General features: G+C 73.8%; 13 protein-coding genes. 11 read left to right on the plus strand and 2 right to left on the minus strand.

All coding sequences use genetic code 11. The annotated features are described in order from the left end of the window. Positions 1-124: 124 nt before the first annotated feature. Entirely contained in the window at positions 125-343 is a 219-nt protein-coding gene (locus AC0680_RS31885; protein ID WP_478635700.1) for a hypothetical protein, read from the minus strand. A 518-nt stretch (positions 344-861) separates the two neighbouring features. On the opposite strand from AC0680_RS31885, the gene AC0680_RS31890 reads away from it, so the two are divergent. From AC0680_RS31890 to AC0680_RS31910, 5 genes are all read left to right on the plus strand, one after another. Further along, entirely contained in the window at positions 862-2,139 is a 1,278-nt protein-coding gene (locus AC0680_RS31890; RefSeq protein ID WP_478635702.1) for a bifunctional adenosylcobinamide kinase/adenosylcobinamide-phosphate guanylyltransferase, read from the plus strand. Positions 2,140-2,201: 62 nt separating this feature from the next. Then, entirely contained in the window at positions 2,202-2,726 is a 525-nt protein-coding gene (locus AC0680_RS31895; protein ID WP_478635705.1) for a class I SAM-dependent methyltransferase, read from the plus strand. 145 nt (positions 2,727-2,871) lie between these two features. Then, the gene (gene cobT, locus AC0680_RS31900) at positions 2,872-3,918 is read left to right on the plus strand and encodes a nicotinate-nucleotide--dimethylbenzimidazole phosphoribosyltransferase (protein ID WP_478635708.1); all 1,047 of its coding nucleotides are present in this window, start codon (positions 2,872-2,874) and stop codon (positions 3,916-3,918) included. 148 nt (positions 3,919-4,066) lie between these two features. Further along, entirely contained in the window at positions 4,067-5,836 is a 1,770-nt protein-coding gene (locus AC0680_RS31905; RefSeq protein ID WP_478635711.1) for a phosphatidylglycerol lysyltransferase domain-containing protein, read from the plus strand. Further along, positions 5,833-6,561: a hypothetical protein gene (locus AC0680_RS31910; RefSeq protein WP_478635714.1), complete on the plus strand. Its 729-nt coding sequence runs from the start codon at positions 5,833-5,835 to the stop codon at positions 6,559-6,561. Before AC0680_RS31905 ends, AC0680_RS31910 begins: the two co-directional genes overlap by 4 nt. Here AC0680_RS31910 and AC0680_RS31915 read toward each other — a convergent pair. Then, complete coding sequence (locus tag AC0680_RS31915; protein ID WP_478635717.1) at positions 6,536-7,273, minus strand: hypothetical protein; 738 nt, start codon at positions 7,271-7,273, stop codon at positions 6,536-6,538. The two genes, AC0680_RS31910 and AC0680_RS31915, sit on opposite strands and share 26 nt — an antisense overlap. A gap of 88 nt (positions 7,274-7,361) precedes the next feature. Between AC0680_RS31915 and AC0680_RS31920 the strand changes: the two genes are divergently transcribed. The 6 genes from AC0680_RS31920 to AC0680_RS31945 all read left to right on the plus strand — a co-directional run bounded on the left by AC0680_RS31920 (position 7,362) and on the right by AC0680_RS31945 (position 19,827). After that, positions 7,362-8,156, plus strand: a complete 795-nt coding sequence (locus tag AC0680_RS31920; protein ID WP_478635720.1) for an adenosylcobinamide-GDP ribazoletransferase — start codon at positions 7,362-7,364, stop codon at positions 8,154-8,156. 209 nt (positions 8,157-8,365) lie between these two features. Continuing rightward, on the plus strand, positions 8,366-9,910 hold the full coding sequence (locus tag AC0680_RS31925) for a leucyl aminopeptidase (RefSeq protein ID WP_478635722.1): 1,545 nt from the start codon (positions 8,366-8,368) through the stop codon (positions 9,908-9,910). Between the two features lie 314 nt (positions 9,911-10,224). Further along, complete coding sequence (gene lpdA, locus AC0680_RS31930) at positions 10,225-11,613, plus strand: dihydrolipoyl dehydrogenase (protein WP_393494412.1); 1,389 nt, start codon at positions 10,225-10,227, stop codon at positions 11,611-11,613. 52 nt (positions 11,614-11,665) lie between these two features. Next, a complete protein-coding gene (sucB, locus tag AC0680_RS31935; protein ID WP_478635725.1) occupies positions 11,666-13,396 on the plus strand; it encodes a 2-oxoglutarate dehydrogenase, E2 component, dihydrolipoamide succinyltransferase in 1,731 nt (576 codons plus the stop codon). A 109-nt stretch (positions 13,397-13,505) separates the two neighbouring features. Continuing rightward, positions 13,506-14,918: an esterase/lipase family protein gene (locus AC0680_RS31940; RefSeq protein WP_478635727.1), complete on the plus strand. Its 1,413-nt coding sequence runs from the start codon at positions 13,506-13,508 to the stop codon at positions 14,916-14,918. Further along, on the plus strand, positions 14,911-19,827 hold the full coding sequence (locus tag AC0680_RS31945; protein WP_478635729.1) for a tetratricopeptide repeat protein: 4,917 nt from the start codon (positions 14,911-14,913) through the stop codon (positions 19,825-19,827). The genes AC0680_RS31940 and AC0680_RS31945 overlap by 8 nt, the downstream gene beginning before the upstream one ends. The last annotated feature ends 7 nt before the right edge of the window (positions 19,828-19,834 follow it).

Below are 19,834 nucleotides of genomic sequence, written 5' to 3' on the forward strand. Positions count from 1 at the left end.
TGCCTTCTTCGCCCCCCCCCCCCCCCCCCGCCTCCCCCCTTCCCCCCCCCCCCCCCCCCCCCCCCCCTCCTTCCCCCCCCCCCCCCCCCCCCCCCCCCCCCCCCCCCCCGCAGCCGTTCGGCGGTCAGCCCTCTTCGGCGGCGGCCTGCAGGCTCATCGGCCCCGCGTAGATCTCCGTGCCGTCCTCGAAGAGACGGACCTGGTCGACGCCGCCGTCGAGGAGGGCCTTCCACTCCTCGCCGATCCAGGACTCCGCGTCGCCCTGCGTGGTGAACTCCTCCGGTTCCACGGACGGCGCCGTCTCCGTACCGTCGGCCTTCTCGAACCGCCACGTCCACACCATGTGCGCCTCCTGGATCCCACCGAGTACGTGTCTGTGCCACCGCGGACCGCGTCTCGACGCACTCCGCCATGTCGTGCTTCCGTGCTGATCGGCAGCTTAACGGCCTTGTTGCCGTGCGTCGTGGTGACCCAAGGCGGAGCCGTTGGTGGTCGCGGTCCCCCCTGCCCCACCCCGCCATACGGGAACATGCCGCACCGGACCGGCCTGTCGAGCGATGCGGCCTTGTTGCCGTGCGTCGTGGTGACCCAAGGCGGAGCCGTTGACGGTCGCGGTCCCCCCTGCCCCACCCCTCCATACGGGAACATGCCGCACCGGACCGGCCTGTCGAGCGATGCGGCCTTGTTGCCGTGCGTCGTGGTGGCCCAAGGCGGAGCCGTTGGCGGTTGCGGTCCCGGTCCTGGTGGTTGCGGTCCCGCCCTGCCCCACCCCGCCGAATGGGAACATGCCGTACCGGATTGGCCGTGTCGAGAGGTGCCCCCGCCGCGCCCGGCGGGACGGGACGCGAGAAACTCGGCGATGTGGATGTGACTCTCCTCGGCACCGGGGCCCCGCAGGGCCTGCCGCGCCCCGGCTGCCCCTGTGCCCGCTGTGCGACCGCCGTCGGCGACGAGGCACGGGCGGCGACCGCGCTGCTCGTCGACGGTGCGCTGCTGATCGATCTGACGCCGGGCCCGGCCTTCGCGGCGGCCCGTGCCGGCAAGTCGCTGGCCGGCGTACGGCAGGTGCTGCTGTCGCATCCGCACAACGGGCCGGTGATGGAGGTGCCGGCCGGGCTGCCCACGCCGGGCCGGGTCGCCGACGGGCGGGAGCTGGCGCTGCTCGACGGGCACCGGGTGCGGGCCCTGGCGGTGGACATCCCGGGGACCGGGTACGAGATCTCCGGCCCCGACGGTGAGCGGCTGCTGTATCTGCCGCCGGGGGCGGCGCCGGCCGGGCTGGGCGACGTCAACAACGGCCTGGGCGCCGGTGGCCCGTACGACCTGGTGCTGCTCGACGTACTGGAGCGGCCGGACGCGCTGGCCCGGCTGCGGGCGAGCGGGGCGGTGGACGCGGCGACCGACGTGGTGGCGGTGCACATCGACCACGGTGTGCCGCCGGGACCCGAACTGCACCGCCGGCTGGCGGCGGTGGGCGCCCGGGCGGTGGCGGACGGCGGCTCGCTGGTGGTCGGCGAGTACCACGCGGTGCCGGATCTGCCGCGGCGCACGCTGGTGCTGGGCGGGGCGCGCAGCGGGAAGTCGGTGGAGGCCGAGCGGCGGCTCGCGGCCTTCCCCGACGTGGTGTACGTGGCGACCGGCGGCACCCGGGACGGCGACGAGGAGTGGGCGGAGCGGATCTCGCTGCACCGCGAGCGGCGGCCGAGCAGCTGGCGCACCGTCGAGACCTGCGATCTGGTGCCGCTGCTGGAGGCGGCCGGGCCGGGCGGGGAGGCCGCCGGGACCGGCCCGGACCCCGGCAACGGCCGGCCGGCCGACGCCTCGCCGCTGCTGATCGACTGCCTCGCGCTGTGGCTGACGCAGGTGATGGACGAGGTCGGGGCGTGGGACGACGCGACCTGGGAGGCCGGTGGCCGGCGGGCGCTGCGGGAGCGGGCCGACGCGCTGGTGACGGCGCTGCGGGAGACCCGTCGGCCGGTGGTGGCGGTCAGCAACGAGGTGGGCTCGGGGGTGGTGCCGGCGACCGCGGCCGGCCGCCGGTTCCGCGACGAACTGGGGCGGCTGAACGCGGCGTTCGGCGCGGAGTGCGAGCAGGTGCTGCTGGTCGTCGCGGGCCAGGCGCTTGCGCTGCGTGGATGACGCTTGCCCCGAGGGGCCCGTGTCCGCTTGCCCGAGAGCGAGGTGGCGGGTGCTGTTGACCTGTGACCGGAACCGAGCTGACCGACGCGGCCGTCCGTGCCTACCTCGCGCGACACCCCGAGGCGACCGTGGTCGCCCTCGGCGAGGGGCTGGGCACCGGTTTCTGGCGGTTGGACAACGGGCGGCTGAACTGGCTCACGGTGCAGCCGGCGGAGTCCGCCGCGCTGCGCCGGATGCTGCTGCCGGACGGCGCCCGGCGGCGTACGGTCGCCGGCGCGATGGCCGATCACCGCTGGCTGGACGCGGTGCGCGAGCCGCAGCGCGGGGTCATCGTCACGGCGCCGGGCGGGCTGCTGCGGCGCTCGCCGCCCGGGGTGCGCGCGCTGCTCGCGGCGTGCGCGGAGCGGTTTCCCGGCGGTGCGCTGGTCTTCGACGCGCTGCCGCGGCGGGATCTGCCGCGGCTGGCGGGCGCGCACCCGGGCATCGTCGCCGTACGCGAGCGGCGGCCGGCGGGGCTGCGGCACCGGCTGGCGGGGTTGCGGCCGGGCACACCGACGGTGTGCGAGCTGCACTTCGCGGTGCGGTGAGCAGAGCTCAGCCCCCACGGCCACCGTCCCAGCCCCCGCCGGAAGAACGTGACCGGCCGCACTTCGCGGTGCGGTGAGCAGAGCTCAGCCCCCGCGGCCACCGCCCCGGCCCCGCCGGAAGGGCGTGACCGGTAATCTGCGCCCAATGAGCAGCCTGAACCTCGATGACTTCGCAGAACTGATCGAGCGCCCCGACGGCGGGGCGCGCCGTGACGCCGAGGAGCGGCGGGCGCGGCTGGCCGTGCCGCCGGGGGCGCTCGGCCGGCTCGACGAGCTGGGCGAGTGGCTGGCCGCCGCGCAGCAGCGGGTGCCGGTGCGGCCCGTCGAGCGGCCGCGGGTGCTGCTGTTCGCCGGGGACCACGGGGTGGCGGAGCTGGGGGTGTCGGCCCGGCCGGCCGGCGGCACCCGGGAACTCGTACGGGCCGTGCTGGACGGAGCGAGCCCGGCCGCGGTGCTGGCCCGCCGGCTGGGGGTGCGGCTGCGGGTGGTCGACATGGCGGTGGACTGCGATCCGCAGGAGCTGCCCGAGGAGGTGACCCGCCATCGGGTGCGGCGCTCCAGCGGCCGGATCGACGTCGAGGACGCGCTGAGCGCCGAGGAGGCCGAGGCGGCGTTCCGGGCCGGGATGGCGATCGCGGACGAGGAGGCGGACGCCGGCACCGACCTGGTGGTGCTGGGCGATCTGAGCGTCGGCGGCACGACGGCCGCGGGCACGCTGATCGCCGCGCTGTGCGGCACGGACGCCTCGGTGGTCACCGGGCGGGGCGGGGCCCCGATCGACGACCTGGCCTGGATGCGCAAGTGCGCGGCGATCCGCGACGCGCTGCGCCGGGCCCGGCCGGTGCTCGGCGACCAGCTGGAGCTGCTGGCCGCGGTCGGCGGCGCGGATCTGACCGCGATGACCGGCTTCCTGCTGCAGAGCGCGGTGCGGCGGACGCCGGTGATCCTGGACGGGGTGGTCTCGGCGGCCTGTGCGCTGGTGGCGCAGCGGGTGGCGTTCCGGGCCCCGGACTGGTGGCTGGCCGGTCAGGCGAGCGGTGAGCCGGCGCAGGCCAAGGCGCTGGACCGGATCGCACTCAACCCTCTGCTCGACCACGGCGTCAGTGCGGGTGAGGGGACGGGGGCGTTGCTGGCTCTGCCGTTGGTGCAGGCGGCCGCGGCCCTGGCGGCAGAATTGCCCGTACGCGACTGACGCGGCGCCGGCCGGCAGCGGCCGGCCGCCGTGCCGAGCGATCGGACGGGCGTCCCGCGCAGGGGCGCTCGTGACTTCACGCCCGTACCGGACCACCGGCGGCGCCCCATAAGATCACGCTTTACACGTTTTTTATGGGAGACATCGCTTGCGTCCGGATGAAGGCCACGAGGACCGCCGCCGCGGTCGCTGGTCACAGCGGGGTGCCGGGTTCGGCATCTGGTACCTGCGTACCGTCACGTTCATCAACCTGCTGAGCGCGGTGTGGGTGTCGTTCGGCAACGACATCCGCCGGCACAACATCGAGGAGTACTTCACCCCGTATCTGCTCACGGCGGGCTTCGCGTCCGGCGCCTTCTCGCTGTTCCTCTCGGTGACGCTGCGGCGGCGCAAGCGGGCGGCGTGGATCTTGAACCTGGTGCTGTCCGGGCTGCTGTCGCTGCTGTTCGGCTTCGCGCTGGCGGCCGCCCCGGAGTTCCGCGGCCATCCGCAGAACTGGGTGTCGCTGCTGCTGACGCTGCTGTTCACCGCCGCGCTGGTGGTCGGGCGCCGGGAGTTCTACGCCAAGGGCGACCGCTCGAACCCGAAGCTGGCGGCCCTCACCGCGGTCGGCGGGCTGCTGGTCACCTCGCTGCTGGCGGCGCTGCTGGTGACCGTCACCAACACCGCGCAGGCCGCCTCCGCCGCGTCCTCGACGTTCCTCCAGCGCTGGCGCTACGGGCTGATGCGGCTGGTGTCGCTGGCGCCCGACGACCGGCACTTCCCCGGCATCACCACGCCGGGCTGGGTCGATGTCGCGATCAATGTGCTCAGCGCGCTGCTGCTGGTGGCCGTGCTGTGGGCGGCGTTCCGGTCCGTGCGCAGCACCGAGGCGATCACCGAGGACGACGAGGAGCGGCTGCGCGCCCTGCTCGCGCGGCACGGCGCCCGCGACTCGCTGGGCTACTTCGCGCTGCGCCGCGACAAGAGCGTGCTGTTCTCCCCCAGCGGCAAGGCCGCGGTCACCTACCGCGTGGTGGGCGGGGTCTCGCTGGCCTCCGGCGATCCGCTGGGCGACCCCGAGGCCTGGCCCGGGGCGATCGAGGTGTGGCTGGCCGAGGCCCGGGAGCACGGCTGGGCGCCGGCGGTGATGGGGGCGAGCGAGGAGGGCGGCACGATCTACGCCCGGCACGGGCTGGACGCGCTGGAGCTCGGCGACGAAGCGATCGTGGAGGCCGCGGAGTTCACCCTCGGCGGCCGGGCGATGCGCACGGTCCGGCAGGCGTACAACCGCATCGAGCGGGCCGGCTACACCGTCCGGATCCGCCGCCACGAGGACATTCCGGCCGAGGAGATGGACCGACTGCTGCGGCTGGCGGACGACTGGCGCGACGGGGAGACCGAGCGCGGCTTCTCGATGGCGCTGGGCCGGCTCGGCGACCCGGGCGACGGACGCTGCGTGATGCTGGAGTGCTCCGACGCCGAGGGGCGGCTGCGGGCACTGCTGAGCTTCGTGCCGTGGGGCGAGAAGGGCCTTTCGCTGGATCTGATGCGACGTGACCGCGACTCCGAGAACGGCCTGATGGAGTTCATGGTCCTGGAACTGATCCAGCGGGCGAAAGAGGTGGAGATCACTCAGCTCTCACTGAACTTCGCGATGTTCCGCTCCGTCTTCGAACGCGGATCGCGGCTCGGCGCGGGCCCGGTGCTGCGCCTGTGGCGCTCGCTGCTCAGCTTCTTCTCCAGGTGGTGGCAGATCGAATCGCTCTATCGCGCCAATGCGAAATACCGGCCGATCTGGGAGCCGCGGTACATGCTCTTCGAAAAGAGCACCGACCTGCTGCGCATCGGCATCGCCGCGGGCCGGGCGGAGGGCTTCCTGGAAGCACCCGGTCTGCCCAAGTGGCTGAACCGCAAGCACCTGGAGAACGTGAGATGACCGAGGCTGGGGTGGGGCGGCCGGAGGTCTCCGCCCTGCGCCGCGCCGCGCGTGCCGAGTGGGGCCCGCTGCTGGGGACGGTCCGGTCCGCGCTGGCCGCATCGAAGCTGCGGGCGATTCCGGTGACGCTCGCCGCGGTGTGCCTGACCCTGGTCTTCCAGTACGTGCAGAACCAGCCCTGGGGCTATCGGACGGTCCAGGACATCGGGTCCGTACAGGCCTGGGAGCACCTGTGGGTGGCGCTGCTGCGCACCCCGCTGTCGCTGTTCGTGCCCGCGCTGGACCTTCCGGTGTGGGGCGCGCTGGCGCAGATCCTGGTGGTCTTCGGCATCGCGGAGATCTGTGTGGGCTGGCGGCAGACGCTGCTGGTCGCCTACCTCGCCACGCTCGCCGGGACGATGTACGCGCGGATCGGCATCTGGATCGGCCCGCAGAGCCCCGTCGGGCTGCCCGATTCGGACAAGTACGTCATCGACACCGGGCCGTCGGCGGCCGTGGTGGGGCTGGCGGTGTTCGTCTGCTGGCGCTACCGGGCGTGGTTCACCGGTTCGCTGGTGGTGGCGGCGATGCTCTTCGAGGTGGTGTTCGTCAAGAACAACCTGGCCGGCAAGGAGCACGTCGCGGCGATTCTGGCGGTGCTGGTGGTGTGCGGGCTGTGGGAGGCCACACGGCCGAGGAAGCCGCGGGGCGCGGCGCGGGTCAGCGGCTCGGGGCGCCGCCGATGAGGTGCTCGACCTTGCGGCGCAGCCCCGACCAGCGGCGGTCGTGACGGTAGGCGCGGACCTGTGCGCGGGCCCGCGCCTTGGGCCGTCTGCGGTAGAAGCGCCTGGCCCAGGGCGAGTTGGGCCGGGCCAGCCGAAGCGCGCCGAAGAGCGCGACGAACGGCACGAAGACCCCGATGACGGCGATCCGGGCCTTGCCCTTGACGAGCGCGACGACCGCGAGGAGGAAGTTTCCGGCCACGGTCCGTACGACCGTGAGGCGGTCGTCGGTCTCGTCCGGGCTCAGTTCGTTGACGCCGAAGGGCAGGAAGCCGCCGAGGACCAGGGCGACCAGCGCGGTGGTGAGGATGACGATCTCGACGCTCTTGGTCCCCTCCTCGGTCCAGTAGACGTCGTCCAGGTGGAGGATCAGCGCGAACTCGTCCAGGACGAGTCCGACGCCGATGCCGAAGAGCACCGCCGCCGCTCCGGCGCCGAAGCCGCGCCGGCCGCCGGCCAGGGCGATGAAGCCGCCGACGACCATCAGGATCACTCCGGGGACGACGTGGTGGACGTGCAGACCGCCGGGTGAGATGTCGCGGAACGGGCCCCGGCCCGCGCGGATGAGACGGGTGATGACCCGGGTCACCAGGAAGGTCAGCACGAACGAGGCCAGGGCGAGCAGCAGCGGCAGTTTCCCCGGCTCGACGATGTTGCGGTACCACCAGTGGCCCATCCCACACGCTCCCCAATTGTCGCGTAAGGCCATTTAACGGCCAGTTGGCGGCCATTCCCCGCCGGGGTCGGCCGGATAGCCTGCCGCGGTGAACGAGACCCCCGCTCCCCCGACCCCCGCCGACGCCCTGCGCTTCGCGTTCGGGACGCTGACCGTGCTGCCGGTGCGCGTCACCCGCTTCGACCGGGCCGCGGCGCGCGGCGGGATGCTCTGCGCACCGCTGGCCGGGCTGGTCGTCGGGCTGTGCGCGGCCGCGCTCGGCGGGGCGCTGCTGCCGCTCGGCGGCGGGGCGCTGCTCGCCGCGGTCGCCACCGCCGCGGTGCCCGCCGTACTCACCCGCGGCCTGCATCTGGACGGGCTCGCCGACACCGCCGACGGCCTGGGCAGCGCCAGGCCCGCCGAGGACGCGCTGCGCATCATGAAGCAGTCCGACATCGGCCCGTTCGGGGTCATCACGCTGCTGTTCACCCTGCTGGCCCAAGTGGCCGCACTGAGCGAGCTGTACGCGACGGGCTGGGCGCACGGTGCGCTGGCGGCGGCGGTCGCGGCGGTCACCGCGCGCGGCGCGCTGACCCTCGCCTCCCGTGCGGGGGTGCCGGCCGCCCGCCCCGAGGGGCTCGGTGCGGCGGTCGCGGGCGCCGTCCCCGTCCGTGCGGCGCTGCTGTGTGCCGCGCTGGTGGCCGCCGGGTGCGCGGGGGCGGGTGCCGCCTTCGGCGGGTACGGCGCGCTGCACGCCGGGCTCGCGGCGCTGCTCGGGCTGGGACTCGGCGAACTGCTGCTGGGGCACTGCCGGCGGCGGTTCGGCGGGGTGACGGGGGATGTGTTCGGCGCGCTCGCGGAGAGCGCGGGGCTGGCGGCGCTGGTCGTACTCGCGCTCGGGTGACCGGCTCCTGCGCCAACTCCCTTTCGTTACTGGCCAGTTCACCGAACGCGGGGACCGGGGGCGTACCTACCGCCGTGACCGTTATGCACCCGCGCCGCATCGGGTGCGGCAGCACACCGGGCCTCGCGGCGCCGCCGAGCGTAGGCTCGGCCGCAGCAGCGCCCAAGGCGCACAACGGATTCCCGGACAGGAACAGGACTCTCATCACCGTGACTGCACTGACCCTCAGTACTTCGTCCGCCGCAACGGTGCGCGCGGATGCCGTCGTCGTCGGCGTCGCCAAGGGCGCCAAGGGCGTCGTGGTCGCCCCCGGCGCGGAGGCCGTGGAGGCGGCCTTCGGCGGCAAGCTCGCCTCCGTGCTGGAGACCCTCGGCGCGAGTGGTGCCGAGGGCGAGGTGACCAAGCTGCCCGCCGCCGACGGTCTCAAGGCGCCGGTCGTGCTGGCGGTCGGCCTGGGCGACGCCCCGGCCAAGGGCGAGGCCTTCGACAACGAGGCGCTGCGGCGCGCCGCGGGCAGCGCCGCCCGCGCGCTGTCCGGCAGCAAGAAGGCCGGCTTCGCCCTCCCGGTCGAGGACGCCGAGGCGGCCGCCGCGGTCGGCGAGGGCGCGCTGCTCGGCGCGTACACCTTCACCGCCTACCGCTCCAACGGCAACGGCAACGGCGCCAAGGGCGGCAAGAAGAACGACGGCAAGTCCGCGCCCCTGGGCGAGGTCGCGATCCTCGGCGGCAAGCCGCGCGACAAGGAGTTCAAGGCCGCCGCCGAGCGCTCCCAGGCGCTGGCCGCGGAGGTCAACCGCGCCCGCGACCTGATCAACACCCCCTCCAACGACCTGGACCCGAAGTCCTTCGCCGCCCAGGCGCAGGCCGCGGCCAAGGAGTTCGGCCTCAAGGTCGAGGTGCTGGACGAGAAGGCGCTCAAGAAGGGCGGCTACGGCGGCCTGATGGGCGTCGGCCAGGGCTCGGAGGCGCCGCCGCGGCTGGTGCGGATCGCGCACACGCACGCCAAGGCGACCAGGACCCTGGCCCTGGTCGGCAAGGGCATCACGTACGACTCGGGCGGCATCTCGCTCAAGCCGGCCGGTCACAACGAGACCATGAAGTGCGACATGAGCGGTGCGGCCGCCGTGTTCGCCGCGGTCGTGGCCGCCGCCCGGCTGGGGCTGGAGGTCAACGTCACAGGCTGGCTGGCGCTCGCCGAGAACATGCCGTCCGGCTCCGCCACCCGCCCCGGTGACGTGCTGACCATGTACAGCGGCAAGACCGTCGAGGTGCTGAACACCGACGCCGAGGGCCGCCTGGTCCTGGCCGACGCGCTGACCCGGGCCTCGGAGGAGTCGCCGGACGCCATCGTGGACGTCGCCACGCTGACCGGCGCGATGGTGCTGGCGCTGGGCCACCGCCACTTCGGGATCATGTCGAACGACGACGCCTTCCGCACCTCGATCTTCGAGATCGCGGAGGAGGTCGGCGAGCAGTCCTGGCCGATGCCGCTGCCCGACCACCTGCGCAAGGGCATGGACTCCCCGGTCGCCGACCTCGCCAACATGGGTGACCGGATGGGCGGCGGCCTGGTCGCCGGTCTCTTCCTGAAGGAGTTCGTCGGCGAGGGCATCGCCTGGGCGCACCTGGACATCGCGGGCCCGGCCTTCCACGAGGGCTCGGCCTGGGGCTACACCCCCAAGGGCGGCACCGGCTCCGCGGTGCGCACCCTGGTCCGGCTCGCCGAGCGCACCGCCGCGGGCGACCTCGGCTGACGCCGGCGTCGTCGCACCTGATATGTCCGTACGGCCCCGAGCTCACCGCCCGGGGCCGTCGGTGTGTGCGTTTGTGTACATGTTCGCCCTCAACGAAATCCGCACGTGCTTACGCACCAGTAACCCCCTCTGGGCGGCCGATCGGCCGCCCAGAGCCCGGCCCGCCGTCCCGGCTTCGTTGAACAAGTGCGAAGATGGGTTCTCGGCAGGACAGGGCCCCCCTTACCCAGGGCCGAAGTAAAAGCGGCCGAACAACAGCCGCGGCCCGGTCATCGACGACCGGCTCCGGCGCACCCATGCATGGAGGACGTGACGTGGCGAACGACGCCAGCACCGTTTTCGACCTAGTGATCCTCGGTGGCGGAAGCGGTGGTTACGCCGCTGCCCTGCGCGGGGCGCAGCTGGGCCTGGACGTCGCCCTGATCGAGAAGAACAAGCTCGGCGGCACCTGCCTGCACAACGGCTGTATCCCCACCAAGGCGCTGCTGCACGCCGGTGAGATCGCGGATCAGGCTCGCGAGGCCGCCCAGTTCGGTGTCAAGACCTCGTACGAGGGCATCGACATCGCGGGTGTGCACAAGTACAAGGACGACGTGATCTCGGGCCTGTACAAGGGCCTGCAGGGCCTGGTCGCCTCCCGCAAGGTGACCTACATCGAGGGCGAGGGCCGGCTGTCCTCCCCGACCTCCGTCGCGGTCAACGGCCAGCAGGTCCAGGGCCGCCACATCCTGCTGGCGACCGGCTCCGTGCCGAAGTCGCTGCCGGGCCTGGACATCGACGGCAACCGCATCATCTCCTCGGACCACGCGCTGACGCTGGACCGCGTCCCGGAGTCCGCGATCATCCTGGGCGGCGGCGTCATCGGCGTCGAGTTCGCCTCGGCGTGGAAGTCCTTCGGCACCGACGTCACCGTCATCGAGGGCCTCAAGCACCTCGTCCCGGTCGAGGACGAGAACAGCTCCAAGCTGCTGGAGCGGGCCTTCCGCAAGCGCGGCATCAAGTTCAACCTCGGCACCTTCTTCGACAAGGCCGAGTACACCGCCGACGGCGTCAAGGTCACCCTCGCCGACGGCAAGACCTTCGAGGCCGAGGTGCTGCTGGTCGCGATCGGCCGCGGGCCGGTCTCGGCGGGCCTGGGCTACGAGGAGCAGGGCGTCGCGATGGACCGCGGCTACGTCCTGGTCGACGAGTACATGCAGACCAACGTTCCGACGATCTCCGCCGTCGGCGACCTCGTCCCCACCCTCCAGCTCGCGCACGTCGGCTTCGCCGAGGGCATGCTGGTGGCGGAGCGGCTGGCCGGCCAGAAGGTCGTCCCGATCGACTACGACGGCGTGCCGCGCGTGACGTACTGCCACCCCGAGGTCGCTTCGGTGGGTATCACCGAGGCCAAGGCCAAGGAGCTGTACGGCGCCGACAAGGTCGTCGCTCTGAAGTACAACCTCGCGGGCAACGGCAAGAGCAAGATCCTCAAGACCACGGGCGAGATCAAGCTCGTCCAGGTCAAGGACGGTGCCGTGGTCGGCGTCCACATGGTCGGTGACCGTATGGGCGAGCAGGTCGGTGAGGCCCAGCTGGTCTACAACTGGGAGGCCCTGCCGGCCGAGGTGGCGCAGCTCGTGCACGCGCACCCGACGCAGAACGAGGCTCTCGGCGAGGCCCACCTGGCCCTGGCCGGCAAGCCCCTCCACTCCCACGACTGACCCCAGTCCCGGGCGCGACCACATCCGCAATTCGTAAGGAGCAACCGAAACCATGGCGGTTTCCGTAACCCTGCCGGCGCTCGGCGAGAGCGTCACCGAGGGCACCGTCACTCGCTGGCTGAAGGCCGAGGGTGAGCGCGTCGAGGCCGACGAGCCGCTGCTCGAGGTCTCGACCGACAAGGTCGACACCGAGATCCCGGCCCCGGCCGCCGGCGTCCTGTCCTCCATCAAGGTGGCCGAGGACGAGACGGTCGAGGTCGGCGCCGAGCTGGCCATCATCGACGACGGCACCGGCGCGCCGGCGGCGGCTCCGGCCCCCGCCGCCGCCGAGGCCCCCGCGGCCCAGCCGCAGCCCGAGCCCACCCCGGCTCCGGCCGCCGCGCCGGCCCCCGCCGCCGCCCCCGCGGGCGGTGCCGAGGCCACCGGCACCGACGTGGTACTCCCCGCGCTCGGCGAGAGCGTCACCGAGGGCACCGTCACCCGCTGGCTGAAGGAGGTCGGCGAGGAGGTCCAGGCCGACGAGCCGCTGCTGGAGGTCTCCACCGACAAGGTCGACACCGAGATCCCGGCCCCGGTCTCCGGCACCCTGCTGCAGATCGTCGTCGGCGAGGACGAGACCGCCGAGGTCGGCGCGAAGCTCGCCGTGATCGGTGCCGCGGGTGCCGCTCCGGCCGCCGCGCCCGCCCCGGCCGCTCCGGCCCCCGCCGCCGCCCCGGCTCCGGCCCCCGCGCCGGCTCCGGCCCCCGCCCCGGCGCCTGCTCCGGCTCCGGCTCCGGCCCCCGCGCCGGCTCCCGCTCCGGCTCCGGCTCCGGCCGCCGCCCCGGCTCCCGTCACCCCGGCCCCGGCCGCCGGTGAGGGCGAGGGCGCGTACGTCACCCCGCTGGTGCGCAAGCTCGCCGCGGAGAGCGGCGTCAACCTCGCCACGGTCAAGGGCACCGGCGTCGGTGGCCGGATCCGCAAGCAGGACGTCATCGCCGCCGCCGAGGCCGCCAAGGCCGCCGCGCCGGCCGCCGCCGCCCCGGCCGCGGTGTCGAAGGCCCCGGCCATCGAGGCGTCCCCGCTGCGCGGTCAGACCGTCAAGATGCCGCGGATGCGCAAGGTCATCGGCGACAACATGATGAAGGCCCTGCACGGCCAGGCGCAGCTGACCTCCGTGGTCGAGGTGGACATCACCGCGATCATGCGGATGCGCAACAAGGCCAAGGACGCCTTCGCGCAGCGTGAGGGCGTCAAGCTCTCCCCGATGCCGTTCTTCGTCAAGGCCGCCGTCCAGGCGCTGAAGGCCCACCCGGTCGTCAACGCCCGGATCAACGAGGACGAGGGCACCATCACCTACTTCGACACCGAGAACGTCGGTATCGCGGTGGACGCGGAGAAGGGCCTGATGACCCCGGTCATCAAGGGCGCCGGTGACCTCAACATCGCCGGTATCGCCCGCAAGACGGCGGACCTGGCGGGCAAGGTGCGCGCGAACAAGATCACGCCGGACGAGCTGTCCGGTGCGACCTTCACCATCAGCAACACCGGTTCGCGCGGCGCCCTGTTCGACACCGTCATCGTGCCCCCGAACCAGGTCGGCATCCTGGGCATCGGTGCGACCGTCAAGCGCCCGGTGGTCATCAACCACCCGGACCTCGGCGAGACCATCGCGGTGCGCGACATGACCTACCTCGCGCTCTCCTACGACCACCGTCTGGTGGACGGCGCCGACGCCGCCCGCTACCTGACCACGGTCAAGCAGATCCTGGAGGCCGCCGAGTTCGAGACCGAGATCGGTCTGTAAGGCTCGCTCACCGGCCACGCGTGTGCCCCCGTCCGGAGCTTCCGGACGGGGGCACCGTCGTTCCCTCCCGGACCGCTACTGTGTCGTCACCGCGATCCGGGGGGAGCCGATGGCACGCGAACAAGTCGACGACTTAGTGGTGGTCCTGCCGGGCATCCTGGGCAGCCGGCTCCTGGACGCCGACGGCCATGAGGTGTGGGGGCCGTCCGGCGGAGCGGTATGGCGGGCCATCCACACCTTCGGACGCTCCGTTAAGGCCCTCACCCTCCCGTCCGACCTCGGGGACGACCATCCCGGCGACGGGGTGCGCGCACACGGCGTCATGCCGACCCTGCACGCGCTGCCCGGAGTGGGCCCGGTCGTCGACGGGTACACCGGGCTGCTCGACTGGCTCGAAGGGCTCTTCACGCTGCGCCGTCGCCGCCCCGGCGAGGGGGACGACGTCCCGGCGAACCTCCTGGCGTTCGCCTACGACTGGCGCCTGTCGTGCCGGTACAACGCAGAGCGCCTCAAGGAACGGGTGGAGCGGGCCCTGGCGCAGTGGCGCGACTCGGCACCGCGGCGCCGGGCGGCCCGGGTGGTCTTCCTCTGCCACTCCATGGGCGGGCTGGTGGCCCGCCATTACGTCGAGTGCCTGGGCGGCTTCGAGATCACCAGGCGGGTGGTCACCCTGGGGACACCGCACCGCGGGTCGCTCAGCGCGCTCGTCCACCTGGTCAACGGGCTCCGCGTGGGCTGGGGGCCGTGGGCCGTCCACCTCACCGACTTCGCCCGCAGCCTGCCCTCCCTGCACCAGATCACCCCCGACTACGCCTGTCTCGTCCAGCCGGGCGGCCTTCGCCACCCGCGGGAGGCCGCGGGGCTGGTGGGGGTGGACGAGACACTGCTGCGCGACGCGAGCGCGTTCCACGCGGGGATCCGGCGGGCGGCGGCCACCCGCCCCGGTTGCGGGGCCGAGCTCCTGCCGGTCGTGGGGGTGCGTCAGCCCACGCCCACGACGGCCGAGATCGCCGGTGAACGGCTTCGGCCGCAGGACACCATCGACGGCCTCGACGAGGGCGGAGACGGCCGGGTGCCCCGGCTCTCGGCGGCACCGGCCGGCACGCCGACCGGATACACCCCCTGCGAGCAGCACGGTTCGCTGCAGAACGGGCGCGGCGTACGCGATGCCCTGTGGGGCTGGCTCGCGGCCGAGCCCCCCTACCACCGGACACCGCTCCATGATCCGGTCCCCTTGAGCGTGCACGCCCCGGAGCTGCTGCCGGCGGGCGCGCCCTACGACCTGACGGTCACGGTCCCGCCCGAGGTGCCGGGCGGGGACGAACTCGCGATCAGCGCGACGCTCCACCCCGTGGAGTCGGGACGCCCGCTGCGGCACACGCTCGGCAATCGCGGCGACGGCCGCTACGCGACCTCCTTCCCCGCCCCGGCCCCCGGGCCCTATCGCGTGGCGGTGGGCGTGACCGGCCGTCAGGACTCGTCGGTGACGGCGCTGCTGCTGGTGGGCGAGGGCGATGGGTGAACGCGGCGGCCACGGCACCGCGCTGGGCGTCGTCGTCGAGTCGTACGACCGGCCGGCCTTCCCCGTCCTGCCCGGCGCGCGGCGGCAGATGAGCGAGCTGTGCGCCCTCCTGCAGGAGTACGGCTACGCCCCCCGGCTCCTTGCGGACCCGGCGCGGGACGAGGTGCGCGACGCGGTGCGGTCCTGGTCGGGGCGGTGGCGGGACGACGGCCGCCACGGGCCCGCGGTGGTGCTGTGGTCCGGGCACGCCGAGCTGTCCCACGGCGCGTTACGGCTCATCACCCGTGACACCGCCGACATCGGGGACGAGGAAGAGACCTACTCCACCGAACTGCTGGCGTCGGCCGCCCTGCGGTGCGGCGCCGACCAGATCCTGCTCGTGGTCGACACCTGCCACTCGGGGGCCGGCGTACTGCCCGCGCTGCGCAAGGCCCTGCAGACCTGGGCGGAGCGGACCCTGCCCGAGGGCCGGTCCGCCTGGCTCGGGGTGGTGGCGAGCTGTCAGCCCGAGGAACGGGCCCACGGCCGGGGCGTGCTGCTGGACACCCTCACCCGGGTGCTGCGCGAAGGGCCCGGCGGGTCCGCCTACCGGCACGAGTGGAGCGTACGCAACCGGGGGGTGACCGGCGCGACGGTGGTCGAGGCCGCCCTGGCCCAGTGGCCGCGGGACAGCCAGCGGCCGTTGTTCGTCAGCTCGGGCAGCGCACAGCCGATCTTCCGCAACCCCCGGTGGCGCCGGGAGGCCGGAGAGGACCTGGTGGAGCATCTGGTCCTGGCCGCGCGCGGAGCCTCCGGCGCGGAGGAGGGCTGGTTCTTCACGGGTCGCCGCCGGGTGCTGGGTTCCATCGTGTCGTGGATGCGGGCCGCCCGGCCCGGCCTGTTCCAGGTGACCGGCAGCGCCGGGTCCGGCAAGTCGGCGGTGCTCGGCCGGATCGCCACCCTCTCCGACCCCCGGCAGCGCGCCGCCACGCTCGCGCACGGGGCGCTCGGCGACCTCCCCGACCCCGGCGAGGGCAGCGTCGACGCGGCGCTGCATCTGCGCGGGCTGAACGCACCGCAGATCGCGACGGCCCTCGCGGACAAGCTGGGCCTACCGGTGCCGCGGACCCCGTCGGCGCTGATCAAGGAGCTGGAGGACCCCGACGCCGCCGGGGAGCGGCCGCCGCTGATCGTCCTGGACGGACTGGACGAGGCCGCCCCCGAGAGTTCCGAAGCCATCGTCGAGCAGCTGCTGGCACCGCTGAGCCGGGTGGCGTCGGTGCTGCTCGGGTCCCGCGACCGGCCGTTTCGTCCGCACGGCGCCCGCCGGCCCACGCTGGACGACGCGCTCACCCGGTTCGTCAGCACCACGGAGCTGGTCGATCTCGACGAGGAGCCGGACACCGCCGAGGACGTGGCGGCGTATGTGGGGCTGCGGCTGCGGTCGGAGGGCATCGCCGACCACCGCGTCCGGGAAGTGGCCCCCCGGCTGGCCGAGCGGGCCGTGGCGAGCGCCGGCGGCTTCCTCTTCGCCCGCCTGGTCACCACGTCCCTGATCCGCAGGTGGCACGAGCACGGCGAGGAGGCGTGGAACACGGCGCTCCCCGCCTCGATCGCGGCGGCCTTCGAGGAGGACCTGGACAACGGCCCGCCGCACCCCGGCGCGCAACGCCCCGGCGCGGCCCGCGAGTTGCTGACCGCGCTCGCCTGGAGCGCCGACAAGGGCATGCCCGCCGGAGGCGTCTGGGAGATGGCCGCGTCGGCCTGCAGCCACGAGGGCCGGACCTACCAGGCGGCCGATCTGGACTGGGTCCTGACCGCCTACGGCCAGTACATCGTGGAGGACACCGACGGTCTGCAGGCCGTCTACCGCCTCTACCACCGCGAGCTGATGAACCATCTGAGGTACGCCTCGCTGCGGGAGAAGGACGGCGGGGAGGCGATCTGCCGGGCGATGGTCGCACGGCTCCGGGACGGTTACGAGCGGGGCGTCCCGAAGGAGCAGGTGCCGCCCTACCTGTACTACGCCCTGCCCGGCCATGTGCTGATGGCGGGCGACCTGGGCATCGCCCTGCTGCGGGACCTGGTCCCGCTCGACGAGCAGACCTTCCTGCCCGCCCTCGCGGTCGCGCTCAACGACCACGCGCTGATCGTGACCGCCTCGGACGGTCCCCGGGCCGCCCTCGCCCAGGTCGAAGAGGCCGTCGCCATCCGCAGATCGCTGATGCCCGCCGACCCGGAGGCCCACCGGCTGTTCTTCGCCGGCTCCCTGTTGCAGCTCGCCCAGTGCCGTTCGGGCGCGGGGGACCGGGAGGGCGCCTCGGCGGCGGCCCGGGAGGCCGCCGACTCCTATCGGGAACTCGTCAGGTTGAGCGCCGCCGACTTCCTGCCCGGCCTCGCCGGGTCCCTGCACCTCCTCGTGCGCTGCCTCAGGGACGCCGGGGACCGCAAGGGCGCGCTGGCGGCGGCGCAGGAGGCCACCGAGGCCTACCGGGAGCTGTCCACCACAGGCGGTGCCGCCTACCTCCCCGACCTGGCGGACTCGCTGCACCTCCTCGCCAACCGGCTCGTCGAGGCCGGCGAGCTCGCCTCCGCGCTGGCCGCGGCCAGGGAGGCGGTGGAGATCAGCCGCCCCTTCGCCGAGGCCGATCCGTCGGTCTACCTCGACGGATACGCGATGTTCCTCAACACCTTCGCCACCTCCCTCGCCCGGACCGGCGCCTACCAGGCCGCGCTGCGACCGGCGATGGCGGCCACCGAGGCCCATCGCGCACTCGCCGGGAAGGACCGTGCCACCGCGCTCCCCGGGCTCGCCGCCTGCCTGCACAACCTGTCGCTGTGCCTCAGCCGCGCGGGAGAGCCGGAAGCGGCCCTCTCGGCGGCGAACGAGGCGGCCGAGACCGCCCGTGAACTGGCCGTGGCGGATGCCGTCGAGCACCTGCCCCGGTACGCGGTCGCGCTCGGCAACCTCGGCGATCGTGCCGCCGACTGCGGCCGCGACGAGGAGGCGCTGGCCCTCGCGCGGCGCTCCACGGAGATCTGCCGTGAACTGGTGAACCTGAGCCGCGAGACCCACCTCCCGGCGCTGGCCTCCGCACTGCACCATCTCTCCCTCCGGCTGGCCGCGGTCCGGCAGGACGCCGCCGCGCGCGCGTCCTGCCAGGAGGCCACGGATCTCTACCGCGCCCTGGAGGAGGAGAGCCCCGGCGGGTACCGGCACGAGCTCGCCACCTGCTGCGAGACCCTCGCTCTCCGGCTGGCCGAGCACGGGGAGACCGCGACGGCCCTGCCACTGGCCCGCGAGGCGGTGGACCTGCGGCGCGCGCTCGCCCGGACCGCGCCGCTGCCCCCGCGCCTTTCCTCACTCGCGGGCGCGCTCGAATCCCTCGCGGAGTGCGAGGCGGCCCGCGGCAGCGCGGAGGCCGCCCACGACGCGGCGACGGAGGCGCTCGGTGTCCGTCGCCGGCTCGCCGAGGCCGACCCCGCCGCCCATGTCCCCGCGCTCGCAGGCGCCCTGTGGCAGCACGCGAATCAGCTGGCCGACTCGGCGGACCCCCTAGGCGCCCTGGGCCCGGCCCGGGAAGCCGTGGCCCTCCTCCGTCCACTGTGCGGGCCGCACTCCACGGCCTACCGGCTGTCCCTGGCCAACGCGCTCAGTACGCTCGCCCGGGCCGAGTCGATGTGCGACAACGCCCAGGAGGCGCTGGCCGCCGCCCAGGAAGCCGTCGACACCCACCGCGCGCTGGTCCGGGACGGCGTCGGCGCCCGCCGTCGCTCCGTCGCCGGCTCGCTGCTGAATCTGGCCCGCTGTCAGGCGCGGGCCAAGGACCCCTCGGCCGCGGCGGCCTCGGCCCGGGAAGCCGTCGAGGGCTTCCTCGAACTCGCGCGGGTCTCCCCCGTCCCCCACCTCGACGCCGTGCTGAGCGCGCTGTCCGAGTTGACCGACCACCTGTCCGTCATCGAGCAGATCGCCGCTGTCCGGCCCTTCTACGACACCGCCGTCGACGTCCTGGCGGACCATCCGGCCGTCGTGCGCCGGCTGCGGTACGAGCGCACGACGCTGCTGCTGTACGAGGAGGACCTCGGTCCCGGGACCGAGGAGCTGATCCGGTTCCTGACCGAGGCCCCCGAGGTGCGCGACAAGGCCACCTTCGGCGCACGGGACTTCCTGCGCAATCCTCCGGACGACGACCACGACCGGGTCCGCGCCGCCTGGGTCGACGCCACGGGGAGCGCCCCGCCGGCCTGGCTGGCCCTGCCCGCCTGGGCCTTCTCGCTCGCCTACGGCTGGCTCGGCTGCCCGGACTGGACCGCGGCCCGCCGCTACTGGGAGCAGCACGAGGAGCGCCTCACCACCCCGGAGGCCACCGCCGCCATGACGGAGCTGTCGATGGTCGACTGGGCCGAGCAGGACGCCGGACACCTCCTGCATCTCATGCGGCGGATACCCGCGACCGGCGCGGACGCCGCGTTCCTGCCGTTCGTGCTCTCCGACCGCCTGGGCGCCTGGGTCCTCGACGAGCCCCGTACCGAGGTCCACGACGCCGTGCTGCACCTCGCCCGGCACGACGGCGTCGACGCCGCACAGCGCTGGCTGGAGCGACCACCGGACCTCGCGCGGCGGGCCCGGCAGGCCGGCGTCGCGCTCGATGCCGTGACCCTGCGGCACTGCGCCGTCCTCGAACGTGCTTTGCTGGGAGATCACTACACGGCGCGGGTCCACCTCGCCGTCGCGGACATCCTCTCCGGCACGGCGGCGTCCGCCGCGGCGATCCCCTCCGCGCCGGGCGAGGCCGTAAGGGACCGCGCGATCGAGGACCTCGTCGAGATCATGACGCGGCAGCCCGGCCACGCGGTCCCCCTGCGCGGTCTGCTCACGTCGGTCCTCGCCCGTGACCTGGATAATGACGTCCGACCGCTCGGCCCTTGAAGGAGCA

It is taken from the genome of Streptomyces sp. NPDC043738 (genome assembly GCF_056436545.1).

Coding starts and splice junctions, on each gene's coding strand:
- AC0680_RS31885 (WP_478635700.1), bottom strand. CDS start 343: ATGGTGTGGACGTGGCGGTTCGAGAAGGCCGACGGTACGGAGACGGCG.
- cobT (WP_478635708.1), top strand. CDS start 2,872: ATGAGCAGCCTGAACCTCGATGACTTCGCAGAACTGATCGAGCGCCCC.
- AC0680_RS31910 (WP_478635714.1), top strand. CDS start 5,833: ATGACCGAGGCTGGGGTGGGGCGGCCGGAGGTCTCCGCCCTGCGCCGC.
- AC0680_RS31915 (WP_478635717.1), bottom strand. CDS start 7,273: ATGGGCCACTGGTGGTACCGCAACATCGTCGAGCCGGGGAAACTGCCG.
- sucB (WP_478635725.1), top strand. CDS start 11,666: ATGGCGGTTTCCGTAACCCTGCCGGCGCTCGGCGAGAGCGTCACCGAG.
- AC0680_RS31940 (WP_478635727.1), top strand. CDS start 13,506: ATGGCACGCGAACAAGTCGACGACTTAGTGGTGGTCCTGCCGGGCATC.
- AC0680_RS31945 (WP_478635729.1), top strand. CDS start 14,911: ATGGGTGAACGCGGCGGCCACGGCACCGCGCTGGGCGTCGTCGTCGAG.